Source organism: Streptococcus parasanguinis (assembly GCF_901875555.1).
Classification (GTDB): Bacteria; Bacillota; Bacilli; order Lactobacillales; family Streptococcaceae; genus Streptococcus; species Streptococcus parasanguinis_H.
Map to the genome: position 1 here is coordinate 1 of NZ_CABFMD010000005.1, position 13,876 is coordinate 13,876.

At 40.1% G+C, this 13,876-nt stretch carries 11 protein-coding genes; 4 read left to right on the top strand and 7 right to left on the bottom strand.

Features of this window, described 5'->3' with window-relative positions; translation table 11 throughout:
* Positions 1-95: 95 nt before the first annotated feature.
* The 3 genes from JX304_RS01580 to JX304_RS01590 form a co-directional block, all read right to left on the bottom strand.
* On the bottom strand, positions 96-719 hold the full coding sequence (locus JX304_RS01580; protein WP_205010960.1) for a histidine phosphatase family protein: 624 nt from the start codon (positions 717-719) through the stop codon (positions 96-98).
* Positions 720-741: 22 nt separating this feature from the next.
* Positions 742-1,215 carry an aminoacyl-tRNA deacylase gene (locus tag JX304_RS01585; protein WP_205010961.1) on the bottom strand — a complete coding sequence of 158 codons (474 nt, stop codon included), beginning with the start codon at positions 1,213-1,215 and terminating at the stop codon, positions 742-744.
* Positions 1,216-1,356: 141 nt separating this feature from the next.
* A complete protein-coding gene (locus JX304_RS01590; protein ID WP_205010962.1) occupies positions 1,357-2,232 on the bottom strand; it encodes a GH25 family lysozyme in 876 nt (291 codons plus the stop codon).
* A gap of 248 nt (positions 2,233-2,480) precedes the next feature.
* Between JX304_RS01590 and ftsW the strand changes: the two genes are divergently transcribed.
* The 4 genes from ftsW to tpiA all read left to right on the top strand — a co-directional run bounded on the left by ftsW (position 2,481) and on the right by tpiA (position 8,985).
* Entirely contained in the window at positions 2,481-3,722 is a 1,242-nt protein-coding gene (ftsW, locus tag JX304_RS01595; RefSeq protein ID WP_023918658.1) for a cell division peptidoglycan polymerase FtsW, read from the top strand.
* A gap of 38 nt (positions 3,723-3,760) precedes the next feature.
* Positions 3,761-6,586 (top strand): phosphoenolpyruvate carboxylase, encoded by a 2,826-nt coding sequence (gene ppc, locus JX304_RS01600; protein WP_205010963.1) that lies wholly within the window; start codon positions 3,761-3,763, stop codon positions 6,584-6,586.
* Between the two features lie 277 nt (positions 6,587-6,863).
* Positions 6,864-8,060, top strand: coding sequence for an elongation factor Tu (gene tuf, locus JX304_RS01605; protein WP_205010964.1), 1,197 nt, complete (start codon positions 6,864-6,866; stop codon positions 8,058-8,060).
* Between the two features lie 166 nt (positions 8,061-8,226).
* Positions 8,227-8,985 carry a triose-phosphate isomerase gene (gene tpiA / locus JX304_RS01610; RefSeq protein ID WP_205010965.1) on the top strand — a complete coding sequence of 253 codons (759 nt, stop codon included), beginning with the start codon at positions 8,227-8,229 and terminating at the stop codon, positions 8,983-8,985.
* A 244-nt stretch (positions 8,986-9,229) separates the two neighbouring features.
* Here tpiA and JX304_RS01615 read toward each other — a convergent pair whose 3' ends face one another.
* From JX304_RS01615 to JX304_RS01630, 4 genes are read right to left on the bottom strand one after another with little or no spacing between them, the layout of a single operon-like run.
* Complete coding sequence (locus JX304_RS01615) at positions 9,230-10,465, bottom strand: aminoacyltransferase (RefSeq protein ID WP_205010966.1); 1,236 nt, start codon at positions 10,463-10,465, stop codon at positions 9,230-9,232.
* Positions 10,466-10,470: 5 nt separating this feature from the next.
* Positions 10,471-11,682, bottom strand: a complete 1,212-nt coding sequence (locus tag JX304_RS01620; protein ID WP_205010967.1) for an aminoacyltransferase — start codon at positions 11,680-11,682, stop codon at positions 10,471-10,473.
* A gap of 3 nt (positions 11,683-11,685) precedes the next feature.
* Positions 11,686-12,492 (bottom strand): sugar-phosphatase, encoded by an 807-nt coding sequence (gene yidA / locus JX304_RS01625; protein ID WP_205010968.1) that lies wholly within the window; start codon positions 12,490-12,492, stop codon positions 11,686-11,688.
* Positions 12,482-13,792 (bottom strand): HD domain-containing protein, encoded by a 1,311-nt coding sequence (locus JX304_RS01630; protein ID WP_205010969.1) that lies wholly within the window; start codon positions 13,790-13,792, stop codon positions 12,482-12,484. Before JX304_RS01630 ends, yidA begins: the two co-directional genes overlap by 11 nt.
* Positions 13,793-13,876 lie beyond the last annotated feature (84 nt).

Below are 13,876 nucleotides of genomic sequence, written 5' to 3' on the forward strand. Positions count from 1 at the left end.
AAAGGACTTAGTCCTGTGCAATACAGAACTAAATCCTTCACTTAAATTATTTGTCTAACTTTTTGGGGTCAGTACATCTTGCGATCAGTGTTTTTTTAGTCCTCTATATAAGAGGTATCATTCCATTTTTCTAAGTGATAGTGCTCAAAATCATCTGTTGTCAAAATCGTTACGCTGGCATTGTCTAGTCCACCATTTTTGCGGAGTTCTCCTGTTTCATAACCGAGCAAGGTTCGAATAGAAGCTGTCAAATTAGCTCCGTGTCCAACAATGAGAACGGTATCGAGATCTTTTCCTTTCAGACTTTTTACAAAATCACAGGTACGTTTGGTTGTTTCATAAACAGATTCTGCATCAAAGATTTCATTTTGAAAACGAGCTAGGTTATGTCGAAAGGCATCCATTTGTTGGGGATAGATGGCCGAAATGGTAGAAATTTTAGCTCCTTCTAATTTTCCCAAATTCCACTCACGAAGAGCAGGAGTTGCTTGCAATTTTAGAGGTGTCTCCAATTGATCGAGAATGATCTGTGCAGTATGGACTGTCCGTGGCAGATCACTTGCAAAAGCTGCATCAAAAGGGACAGTAGCTAGATGCTTTCCTAATTTTTCAAGCTGATGAATGGAGGCTGGTAACAGCGGAGAATCGCCATTTGATCCTTGAAAACGTCCTTCTTCATTCCATTCTGTTCGTCCGTGCCGAATAAAATATAGTTTCACAATCTTGTCTCCTTCTCTGTCTTTATTCCAAAATATCTGCAAAAGTCGCCTTGACGAAGTCTGCTAGAAGTTGTGGTTTGATTTGAATACTATGGCCAATTTCCCCAGCAGATACGATCATGGTTTCTAACTGAAGGGCTGATTTATCGATAAAAATAGGAAAAGAATGCTTTTGGCGAATGCCCACCGGATTATTGGCCCCATGAATATAACCCGTTGTTTTTTCAAGATCTTTTTGAGGAATCATAGCGATTTTCTTATTCCCTGATAATTTGGCTAACTTTTTCTCTGAAAGATGCTCTGTAATAGGAATGATCCCAATCACGGGCCCTGTTTTATCTCCTTTGAGAGCTAGGGTTTTGAAAATAGTAGAGCGATCAATTCCTTCTGGTAAGATCCCTTCTAAAGCGTTGATTTGTAAGCCTATGTGTTCAATTTTTGCTTTAGTCAAGATCTGCTCGACCAAGGTTTTCTTCACCTTATTTTTTTTTGCCATGGCTTTCTCCTTTTCTCTTTTTCTCTACAAAATCAGATTTCATTAGACCATTATAACATATAATAGCAGTGACATTGTTTAAGCCTCTAAACATAGAAAACAGCAGAAAAAGTGAAAACCACTTGATCTGCTGTTTTGAGGCTATGAGGAAGAGCCATCTTTTTGTACCTTGAATAGTTTCCGATAAATCGCTTCTTGGTCTTGCGTCGGAGCAATTTGGTTGAGATCCAAGTAGTGTGAGAATCCATTTAATTGCCCTTGAGAGGTATATTGATGCAAGTCGTATTCTGTATTGGTATCTGGTGCAGCATTATAGTAGCCATCATCAAATCCATAAGTAGGAATCCAAAGAGCCGAAAATTTATCTGTGGAGATACTATGTTCTTCCATGAAGTAGGTTCCGATATAGAGTCCAATATTTTTTGCACCCAAAGCTTGTAGTTTTGCTCGGAAAGCTTCAACACCTGCGTTCATATCCTTCATGGTTTTTTCCTCAACATCTAACCAATAGTAGGTCGGTTTGTAAGGAGAAGCAGCTTTGTAAAATTCTTCTGCTTCTTTTTCCATTTCTTTTTTATCCTTAGCAGCGACATAAGCATAGACTGCGACAGGGATATTTCGTTTTTGGAATTCTTGGATATGGGTTTTATAGGATTTATCCAGACCATTTAAGTGGGTTGCCGCATTTTCCTTTTTAGCTTGAGCCCCACTATGGACACGAACGATCACACCTCCCACATTTTGGGAGAGAACATCGTAGTCAATTTCACTAGGCAATTGCCAGCCAGAGATATCAATGATCGGGCGGCCAACCAGTTCTGGATTGATATCTTCTTCTTTTTTAGAAGAAGAGCTTGCAGTGGTTGTTTTTTTAGGTGTATTGGAGTTCGGAATGGTTTGGGTTGTTACTTGTCGCTCTCTTACTTGCAGATCGGCAATCGTTCGTGAAAGAACGAGAAAAGAAATGATACCGATAAAAAAGACCAAGAGAACAACGGGTTTTATCCTTTTTCTCATACAAAATCATTTTACCGTAAATAAGACGAAAAGGCAAAACTTAATGCTTAAAAGATCACGATTTCTGCCATTATTTTCAATAAAAAGGAATCTTTTCATCGAAAAAGGATAAAAATATATGAAAATAAGAAGAATGACTAGAATATTTCTCGAAAATTGGGAAGAAGCCGAATCTTTTCTGGCCTTTCCTTGGTTTTGCTTCTTAAAAATGATATAATGAAGGTTGAACATTAGGAATATGGTGAATTATGAAAATTGAAAAAAGACATCTTTTAAATTATTCCATCCTCATTCCCTATTTGATTTTATCCATCATTGGCTTGATTGTTGTTTATTCGACAACAAGTGCCTTGGCAATTCAAAGTGGAGTGAGTTCGATTCGGATGGTCCGGACACAAGGGCTCTTTTTTATCCTAAGTCTCCTAACCATCGCCTTGATTTATAAATTTAGCTTAAACTTTCTTCGAAATAAAAAAGTGCTGGCTTTTGTCATCTTTATTGAAGTGATTTTGTTGATTCTGTCCAGGTTTATCACAGATACGGTCAACGGTGCTCACGGTTGGTTGACGATCCCAGGAGGGTTTAGTATCCAGCCAGCGGAATACCTCAAGGTTATCTTAGTCTGGTATCTAGCTTTGATCTTTTCTAAACGACAAGACGAAATCCGTGATTATGATTACCAAGCCTTGACGCACAATGAATGGATTCCAAGAAATTTAAACGATTGGCGTTGGCTGACCTTGATTCTGATTGGAATCGTAGTGATTATGCCGGATTTGGGAAATGCGACGATCTTAGCCTTAACGGTCTTGATCATGATTACGGCTAGTGGAGTGGGCTACCGTTGGTTTACCTCTTTACTTGGTTTAGTTGTTGGAGCATCGTCCATTGTTCTTGGTTCCATTTGGATCATCGGTGTGGACCGTGTCGCTAAAATTCCTGTCTTTGGTTATGTAGCCAAACGGTTTAGTGCCTTCTTTAACCCCTTTAATGACTTGTCTGGTGCAGGTCACCAATTAGCCAATTCCTACTATGCCATGAGTAACGGTGGTTGGTTTGGCTTGGGGCTTGGAAATTCCATTGAAAAACAAGGTTACTTACCAGAAGCTCACACAGATTTTGTGTTTGCGATTGTGATTGAAGAATTAGGCTTTGTTGGAGCTAGCTTGATACTTGCTCTCTTATTCTTCTTAATTCTTCGGATCATTTTAGTCGGTATTCGAGCAAAGAATCCTTTTAATTCAATGATGGCCATTGGGATCGGTGGGATGATCTTAGTACAAACCTTCATTAATATCGGAGGTATTTCTGGATTGATTCCGTCTACAGGTGTGACTTTCCCCTTCTTATCCCAAGGGGGAAATAGTTTATGGGTCTTATCTGTAGCGATTGCTTTTGTCTTGAATATCGATGCTAGTGAAAAACGGGCCAAGATGGAACAAGAAGGCATGGTTTTTGAAGAAAAAGGTAAAATTAAACCATATTATTAAAAGGGTATTGTTTAATGGCTTTCCAAAAAGGAGAAAAAATGGTTTTAAAAAAATTAGAGAACTATAGGAATAAAGGCATTCTTACAGAAGAGGTCGAAATTCTAACAGATTTATTAGATGATATTACGAAAAATTTGGTTCGTCCGGAAACCTTTGATAAAATTACACAGTTGAAGGATTTATCAAAAACACAGAATTACCGCGACTTGAATCAACTAGTGGGACAACTGTCTAATGAAGAGATGACAGTGATTTCACGTTATTTTGCGATTTTACCACTCTTGATTAACATCTCAGAAGATGTTGATTTGGCCTATGAAATCAATCATTTGAATAATGTGGATGGCGAATACCTCGGAAAACTTTCTTCAACCATTAAAGAAGTTGCGAAGAATGAAGATGCACAAGAAATTCTTGAAAATCTCAATATTGTACCTGTTTTAACAGCCCACCCAACTCAAGTGCAAAGAAAAACCATGCTGGATCTGACTAATCATATCCATGCTCTTCTTCGTCAGCACCGGGATGTTAAAGCGGGATTGATTAATGAAAACAAGTGGTATAATAACCTTCGTTGTAATATTGAAATCATGATGCAAACGGATATGATCCGTGACAAAAAATTAAAGGTTACTAATGAGATCACCAATGTCATGGAATATTACAATAGCTCCTTCTTGCAAGCTGTTCCAAACTTGATGTTGGAGTACAAACGCTTGGCAAAAGAGCATGGATTGGAGCTTGAACAACCACGTCCAATCACAATGGGCATGTGGATTGGGGGAGACCGGGACGGAAATCCGTTTGTAACAGCTGAGACCTTGAAGCGTTCAGCAACCATTCAGAGTGAAGTCGTTTTGAATTATTATATCGAAAAGATTTCTAAATTATACCGTCATTTCTCCCTTTCAACTAGTCTATCTAAAACAAGTGAAGCGGTAGCTGAAATGGCGGCCCTATCAAGTGACACCTCCGTCTTTCGTGAAAAAGAGCCGTATCGTCGTGCATTCCATTATATCCAGTCAAAATTGATCCAAACTTTGGTTAATTTAAAAGAATGGACGATGGTGGGAGAAACTAGAGAAGATCGTTATGCTGTCGAGAGATTATTAGGAGCAAATGCTCATCAACAAGGGCCAGTTTCTGATTATATCGGCAATCGTATTTCTGGAGCCTTAAAGGAGATTTCTGCTAAAGAAGCTCCAGCTTATGCTTCTGCTCAAGAATTTAAAGAAGACCTTAAAAAGATCAAAGATTCCTTGTTAGAAAACAAGTCAGAGTATTTAATTTCAGGGGAGTTTGCAGAACTTCTAGAAGCCATCGATGTTTTTGGATTCTATCTGGCCTCTATTGATATGCGTCAGGATTCTAGTGTACACGAAGCCTGTGTGGCGGAATTATTGAAATCAGCAGGGATTAATGACCATTATTCTGATTTATCAGAGGATGAAAAGTGTCAAGTTCTCTTGAAAGAACTTTTAGAAGACCCACGGATTTTATCAGCAACCCATGTTGAAAAATCGGAGCTACTTGAAAAAGAATTAGCGATTTTCCAAACAGCTCGTGAATTGAAAGACCGGTTGGGTGAAGAAGTCATTCGCCAAAATATTATCTCGCACGCAACAAGTGTATCAGATATGCTGGAATTGGCTGTGATGTTAAAAGAAGTGGGCTTGATCGATACTGAAAAAGCGCGCGTGCAAATTGTACCTTTGTTTGAAACAATCGAAGACTTGGATCACTCTGAGGAAACGATGCGGAGCTATTTGTCACTTCCAATTGCAAAACGTTGGATTGCATCGAAAAACAATTACCAAGAAATTATGTTAGGTTACTCAGATTCTAACAAAGATGGTGGTTATTTGTCTTCTTGCTGGACCCTCTTTAAAGCCCAACAACTATTGACCGCTATCGGAGATGAGTTTGGAGTGAAGATTACCTTCTTCCATGGTCGTGGTGGTACGGTTGGACGTGGTGGAGGTCCTACTTATGAAGCCATCACTTCTCAACCCTTGAAATCCATTAATGACCGTATCCGCTTAACCGAGCAAGGGGAAGTGATCGGCAATAAATATGGAAACAAAGATGCAGCCTACTACAACTTAGAGATGCTGGTGTCTGCAACTATTAACCGCATGATTTCAGAACAAAAGAGTCCATTTTCTATGTTTGATCGGTTCGGAGAAGTCATGGATAAAGTTGTCGATCGTAGCTACAACATCTATCGAGAACTTGTATTTGGAAATGAACATTTCTATGATTATTTCTTTGAATCAAGTCCGATTAAAGCAATCTCTAGCTTTAACATTGGCTCCCGTCCAGCGGCTCGTAAAACCATTACAGAAATCGGTGGTTTGCGTGCCATTCCATGGGTCTTCTCTTGGTCACAAAGTCGGGTGATGTTCCCTGGTTGGTATGGAGTAGGTTCTAGCTTTAAGGAATTTATCGATGAGGATCCTGAGAATATTGAAACCCTTCGCTATATGTATAAGAACTGGCCTTTCTTCCAATCTCTCTTGTCAAATGTGGACATGGTCTTATCCAAAGCCAACATGGATATTGCCTTTGAGTATGCGCAATTGTGTGAGGAAGAAGAAGTCCGCAATATCTATCAGATTATCTTACATGAATGGCAATTGACCAAGGATATCATCTTGATGATTGAGGAGCATGATGAATTGCTCGCGGAAAACCCTTATCTGAAAGAAAGTTTGGATTATCGGATGCCGTACTTTAACGTCTTGAACTATATTCAGTTAGAATTGATTCGACGTCAACGGACTGGACAACTATCAGCCGATCAAGACAAGCTGATCCATATTACTATCAATGGAGTGGCTACAGGATTACGAAATTCAGGTTAAAAAAATCGGAACATTGTTCCGATTTTTTTAACCTGATTTTAAAGGAGCAAAAGGAATGTAATAAGCTTGAATAGAAGATTTTAAATGGGAATTTTCAAAGCTAGATCAGGATCTTTCAACAAGATGACAAAATAAAAGAAAAGAAGAGGAATAATTAAGAAAATATAGGTAAAAGGCTTGCAATTTCATCTGAAATTCGATAGAATAGTAAGGAAAGTTAGACTGTATTGCCTACTGTCTATCTATAAAATATATTTTATTGGAGGCTTTTACTCAAATGGCAAAAGAAAAATACGATCGTAGTAAACCGCACGTTAACATCGGTACAATTGGACACGTTGACCACGGTAAAACTACCCTAACTGCAGCTATCACAACTGTTTTGGCACGTCGCTTGCCTTCAGCAGTTAACCAACCAAAAGACTATGCGTCTATCGATGCTGCTCCAGAAGAACGCGAACGCGGTATCACCATCAACACTGCACACGTTGAGTACGAAACTGCAAAACGTCACTACGCTCACATCGACGCGCCAGGACACGCGGACTACGTTAAAAACATGATCACTGGTGCCGCTCAAATGGACGGAGCTATCCTTGTAGTAGCTTCTACTGACGGACCAATGCCACAAACACGTGAACACATCCTTCTTTCACGTCAGGTTGGTGTTAAACACTTGATCGTCTTCATGAACAAAGTTGACTTGGTTGACGATGAAGAATTGCTTGAATTGGTTGAAATGGAAATCCGTGACCTTCTTTCAGAATATGATTTCCCAGGTGACGATCTTCCAGTTATCCAAGGTTCAGCTCTTAAAGCTCTTGAAGGTGACACTAAGTACGAAGATATCATCATGGAATTGATGGATACTGTTGACGAATACATTCCAGAACCAGAACGTGATACTGACAAACCATTGCTTCTTCCAGTCGAAGACGTATTCTCAATCACTGGACGTGGTACTGTTGCTTCAGGACGTATCGACCGTGGTACTGTTAAAGTCAACGACGAAATCGAAATCGTTGGTATCAAAGAAGAAATTCAAAAAGCAGTTGTTACTGGTGTTGAAATGTTCCGTAAACAACTTGATGAAGGTCTTGCAGGGGATAACGTTGGTGTGCTTCTTCGTGGTATCCAACGTGATGAAATCGAACGTGGACAAGTTATCGCTAAACCAGGTTCAATCCACCCACACACTAAATTCAAAGGTGAAGTTTACATCCTTACTAAAGAAGAAGGTGGACGTCATACTCCATTCTTCAACAACTACCGTCCACAGTTCTACTTCCGTACAACTGACGTAACTGGATCTATCGAACTTCCAGCTGGAACTGAAATGGTAATGCCTGGTGATAACGTGACTATCGACGTTGAGTTGATCCACCCAATCGCCGTTGAACAAGGTACTACATTCTCTATCCGTGAAGGTGGACGTACTGTTGGTTCAGGTATGGTTACTGAAATCGAAGCTTAATTCGATCTAGTTCCCAGATTAACAATTATATAGACAGACAGAAAAAGCCCCGTGAAAACGGGGTTTTTTTCTTTTGTAAAAGGAAATGAGCTTGTACGCCCTTTTATTATGACGAAAAATATGGTAAAATAGATGATATAAAAAATAGAAAAACGAGGTATGTGAAATGTCACGTAAACCATTTATCGCTGGTAACTGGAAAATGAACAAAAATCCAGAAGAAGCAAAAGCATTTGTTGAAGCTGTAGCATCAAAACTTCCTTCAGCTGACCTTGTTGAAGCTGGTATCGCAGCTCCTGCAGTTGACTTGACAGCAGTACTTGCTGCTGCTAAAGGTTCAAACCTTAAAGTTGCTGCACAAAACTGCTACTTCAAAAATTCAGGTGCTTTCACTGGTGAAACTAGCCCAGAAGTTTTGAAAGAAATCGGTACTGACTATGTTGTTATCGGTCACTCAGAACGCCGTGACTACTTCCATGAAACAAACGAAGATATCAACAAGAAAGCAAAAGCCATCTTTGAAAATGGTATGCTTCCAATCATCTGTTGCGGTGAAAGTCTTGAAACTTACGAAGCTGGTAAAGCAGCAGAATTCGTAGGTGCACAAGTTTCTGCAGCTTTGGCTGGTTTGACTGCTGAACAAGTATCTTCAACAGTCATTGCCTACGAACCAATCTGGGCTATCGGTACTGGTAAATCAGCTTCACAAGACGATGCACAAAAAATGTGTAAAGTTGTTCGTGACGTTGTAGCTGCTGACTTCGGTCAAGAAGTAGCTGACAAAGTACGTGTACAATACGGTGGTTCAGTGAAACCTGAAAACGTTGCTTCATACATGGCTTGTCCAGACGTTGACGGAGCTCTTGTTGGTGGCGCATCACTTGATCCAGAAAGCTTCTTGGCATTGCTTGACTTCGTTAAATAATGACATCTTAAAGGCGAGATCTTTCTCGTCTTTTTTATAGAAGAAAGAGGCTGGGCAAAAACTGTCCAGCCTTTGATGTTTGATAGGAATAAGTGCAAGACGCAGTGGTTGATTGGCTTCTTTGTTCACCTTTTAAGCTCCAAAGATGACCTAATCTACTGTGCGGGGGTGGGAAGATTGAAAAGGTTTGGGGAACCTTTTCAACTTTTTTTATTTTACGGAGTTCTTTCTCACTCCCTTTGAGTTAGGAACGTCCTAATAGTCGTTTTATAAGTGAGATGAGCTTGTGTTTTAAAGGACGGGGATAATAACGGAAGGTTCCCATCTTACGAACGATGTAGCCATTGAAGTTCTGTTTGAAACGAAGCACACCATCTGAACCGTCAAAGATTCCTTGAATGCCTAGGAAGTTGTATCTTGGGATACCACGTTTGATGGTTTCAAGCATCATATATTCCTGGAGAACAGCAGGAGCATAGAATTTATTAAATTCTGTATAAGAGCCACTGAATAAATAGGTGGATTCTTGTGGCATATAAACGAAGAGGCTACCTGCAAGAATGACGTCTTGGTCTCCATATTTTTCAATATATTCTTTTGCTTCCTTCTTTCTCACTTCAAAGGTATCAAACTGGCTAGAGAATTCACGAAGTTGATTTTGTTTTTTCTCTGAATTGGGGTTGACTTCTAGATCCTTCTGTAATTTCTCAATCTTCTGAGCTAGTTTTCCTTGGTCTTTTTCAAGATTCGTGTAGTAATGGTGGAAGTTCAGTGTTGCAATCATGAAATCCGCTTTGTCCCCAAAGCTATCATAGAAGGTTTGGTAATAATCCAAGGTCTTGTCTTGATAGTCTCGACGATCACTGGTAGAAGAAGTAATATCCTTAAAGAGTTGTAGTTCATCCCGGTTTAATCGTTTCAGTTCAATACCGAAAGATTTTGCTTTCTTGACAAGTGGCTTTCCTTTTTTACTGAAGCTCTTGAGAAGATTTTTTTCGGTGATGTCCTCCATATCTTTCACATAGTGCCAATCACCTTCTCCTCCTGGATAACCTGTTGTTAAACCATCATGCTGATAGCCCAAGTTTTTAAGGGTATCCATAAAATGGGTTTGTTCTTCACTGGTTGGATTGCCGTCACTGTCAAAGGTTTGATAGGTATCATAGGGCTTAATAACGAGTTCAATAGCTCCATTCTCTTTCGCAAAGTCTTTTAAAGCTGCATAGAAGGGTTCTAGCATAGCCTCCTCTTGGTAAAGAGGCCCTGAATTGATTTCCATATGGAGACCACCTGTCATGGGAAGACTATACAAGATCGCAGCCACTTGGACTTGATCATCTTCCTTCCAAGCGATAAATTGAACGGTGTTCCCTCGCTCTACAAGCAGATCTGCCATTTCAGAGGACTGGATGAAGGAACGATGGGAGACGGTATCTGCAAATGAGGTAAATTCTTCTTTTGAAATTGTCGTGAGAGTCATGTAACTTATTTACTCCTTAATTTTTTCCGAATCTTGTAGACTTTGTTTACAAGTGGATAGAGTGGACTGGTTGGGAGGTTGAATTCCCCAACAAATTCTTCAATGACAGGATTAAATTTAGATTTGAAATGATAGAGACCACCATCGAGTGAATTTTCAATCCCCCCCATATTTTGCCAAGAAGCACCGCGGTCGAAAGCGTGTTGGGCGGTTTCATACCAGGTGAGGATGGCAGGTTGGTAACGGCGGAATTTTTCATCCATCCCTGCATAAACATTTTCAGATGTCCCACCGAATTCAAGGCTTAAGGTACCAGATAAAGGAACGATTTGTCTATCTGCTTGGAGATGCTGGTCAAGAAATTGCAGTTCTTCCTCTATACGTTCTTTTTCTTTTTGGTTATTCTCAACCTTACCAGGCTTTGTTTTTTCTGTGAATTTTTCAGCTTCAGCCTTGTTTTTTTCAAGATCTTTTATAAGGTAAATTTTCCGTTCTGTGAGATCTAGAGTAGACAAAGTAATGTAGGATTGTCCTTGGTAGGTTGTGAGTAGTTTTTCGTAGTAGTCTTTTCCACGTAAATGAATGCTTTTACGAGCTTCGGTTTTTTTCATAAGAGAAGCAAAGTCTTCTAACAATTCAGTTCCGCCAAATTGCACCTGAATCCCTTTGTTTCGGGCAGTTCGGATGGCTTGTCGAGTAGATTTTGAAAGATTTTGTTCAGTGAAAAACTCTTTGTGGATATTCGCTTGAAAGCGTGGTTGGATATTTTCAGCCATATCACTTGTTCGGCCAGTCCATTCAACCCCTTCTTTAGTTAAGGTGTCGATCACCGCTTGCACAGCAGGAGCTTCTGTTTTTTCTTGTCCAATCAAGTGTTTACTCAAGAAAAGACTTGGATCAAATTTCACAAACAAGGCCTTGTATTGTTTGGCTATCTTTTTAAGGGACTGGATCACAAATGAAACCAGCTCCTTGTTTTGGTAATCCATGATCGGGCCTCGAGGAATGTAGAGCATGGAAAAGCCAAGTGGCAGGGGTTGAATCAAGATGCTTGCAACAGCGACTAATTGGTCTTCTTGATAAAAACCAACCCGTTCATTTCCCCAATTATCTTTGATTTTTGCCCATGAGCTGCTTTGTAAGAGATTGGTTTGGTCACTCTGAATAACAAAGGCATCATGCTCTGTAGCAGAAATTCCTAGCTGGTAATGGTACATTTCTTATAATACCCACTTTCTAATGGCGTATGCAACGCCAGATTCATCATTTGATTTGGTGATACTTGTAGCAATTTTTTTGAGAGCTGGATTGCCATTTTCCATAACAACGGCATGTCCTACAACTTCTAACATGGAGCGGTCATTTTCCTCATCTCCGATAGCCATGGTTTCTTCTTGCTGGATTCCAAGTCGTTCAGCTAGATGAAGAACAGCGGCTCCTTTATTGGTTGTTTTCCCGAGAATTTCTAAATAAAAAGGGGCTGATTTGACCATAGTGAAGCGGTCCTTGAATTCTTTAGGGATTTTTGCAATCGCAGCATCTAGAATATCTGGTTCATCGATATACATGGCCTTGACAAATTCTTTCTCACGAACTTCTTCAGGAGTCCGATAATAAACGGGCATATTGACCAGTTGAGATTCATGAATGGTGTAGCGTCCAATATCTCGATTGCTGGTATAGATGCCGTCTTTAGTAATCGCATGAGAGTGGATTTGGAGTTTGTTGGCGAGAGACTCGATATCGAGATAATCCTCATAGTCTAAGAGGTCCTTGATGAGTTCTTTTCCAGTAGCGGTTTCTTGAACCAGACCCCCATTAAAGGTAATAACATAGTCTCCGGGATCCATCAAATGGAGTTCTTTTAAAAGTTTTGAGACTCCTGCGATGGGACGACCTGTTGTGATCACAATTTTGACACCTGCGGCTTTTGCATCTTGAATAGCTTGAAAAACATCTGGTGTGATCTCTTTTTTTGAATTGAGGAGTGTACCATCGATATCGATCGCAACTAATTTAATGGACATCCGTCTCTCCTGTAAAATAATCATTGGTAATGTAGGAAGTGAATTCCTCTACTTGCTTACTGAAAAGTCCGTTAGCTTCCAACATTTCTTTTGGAAAATAGAAGCGGTTGTCTCCATAGCGTGTTCCTGCAAGGGCAGCGACAAGTGGAGATAACTGAGACAACTCGGCCAAACTGCCATCTTTTCTTATCATCTCAATCTGAGTCCGCGGTTTTTCAAGCTCTGGCCGATAAATATCGTAGGGCAAATCGAAATTTTGGTGGATGGCTGTGTAATAAGTAGGATTAAACCCAACCTCTTTAATCAGTTTTTCAAGGATTATTAAGTCTTTTCGCTTATCTTCTGTAAATAGAATCGATTTAAAGACTTTCCGATTAATATAGCGCTGAGCAAGATCAGACAAGATGGTATCCGGACTATCCATCCAGACTTGGAAATAGGTATTCATCACACCGTCATCTAGATTTAAGTAGTCTTGGATGGTGACCTCTTCTTCAAAAAATGGAATTAGGCGAGGTGAAGTCAGTTGAAAATATTCTTTCTGATCTGGATAAATGGTTCTAGCGCGTTTGAGTAGATTTTGAAGGAGGACTTCCATGGCACGAGTAGCTGGGTGGAAGTAAACCTGCATATACATTTGGTAACGGCTGACCACGTAATCCTCGACAGCGTGCATGCCATTTTGTTGGAAGGCAATACCGTTTTCGATGGGGCGAATAACGCGCAAAATACGGGTCAAGTCAAATTTCCCATAGGATGCACCCGTAAAGTAAGCATCCCGAAGTAAATAATCCATTCGGTCCACATCAATTTGACTGGAAATCAACTGCACCACTTGCTTATTGGGATAGGTGTGGTCAATGACGCTGGCCACGCGATTTGGAAAATCCGGTGCCACTTGTATGAGGATCTGATTGACCTCTGTCTCCGGACTGGTGATGATGAGCTGGGTCATTTTTTCATGATCCGTTCCAAATAGTCCCTCGAAGGTATGGGAATAGGCCCCGTGCCCGATGTCATGGAGGAGGGCAGCTACCATGGTCAATAAATTTTCATCAGAATTCCATTGATCCGCATACTTTTCCTCAAAAATAGACAGAATCCGTCTTGAAATTTCATAGGCGCCAAGACAGTGAGAAAAACGACTATGCTCCCCACCGTGGAAGGTAAAACCAGATGTCCCCAGTTGTTTGATGCGGCGTAGTCGTTGAAATTCTTTACTATTAATCAATTGATAAATGATGGGATGATCCACATGAACGTAATCATGCACGGGATCGCGAAAGACTTTTTCATTCATGGGTCTATTATAGCAAAAAAAAGCCTATTTTGCGATCTTGAGACGAATAGAAGCAGTCAAAATGAGTAAAATTTGATAGAATAG

Coding starts and splice junctions, on each gene's coding strand:
- JX304_RS01585 (WP_205010961.1), bottom strand. CDS start 1,215: ATGGCAAAAAAAAATAAGGTGAAGAAAACCTTGGTCGAGCAGATCTTG.
- JX304_RS01590 (WP_205010962.1), bottom strand. CDS start 2,232: ATGAGAAAAAGGATAAAACCCGTTGTTCTCTTGGTCTTTTTTATCGGT.
- ftsW (WP_023918658.1), top strand. CDS start 2,481: ATGAAAATTGAAAAAAGACATCTTTTAAATTATTCCATCCTCATTCCC.
- ppc (WP_205010963.1), top strand. CDS start 3,761: ATGGTTTTAAAAAAATTAGAGAACTATAGGAATAAAGGCATTCTTACA.
- tuf (WP_205010964.1), top strand. CDS start 6,864: ATGGCAAAAGAAAAATACGATCGTAGTAAACCGCACGTTAACATCGGT.
- tpiA (WP_205010965.1), top strand. CDS start 8,227: ATGTCACGTAAACCATTTATCGCTGGTAACTGGAAAATGAACAAAAAT.
- JX304_RS01615 (WP_205010966.1), bottom strand. CDS start 10,465: ATGACTCTCACGACAATTTCAAAAGAAGAATTTACCTCATTTGCAGAT.
- JX304_RS01620 (WP_205010967.1), bottom strand. CDS start 11,682: ATGTACCATTACCAGCTAGGAATTTCTGCTACAGAGCATGATGCCTTT.
- yidA (WP_205010968.1), bottom strand. CDS start 12,492: ATGTCCATTAAATTAGTTGCGATCGATATCGATGGTACACTCCTCAAT.
- JX304_RS01630 (WP_205010969.1), bottom strand. CDS start 13,792: ATGAATGAAAAAGTCTTTCGCGATCCCGTGCATGATTACGTTCATGTG.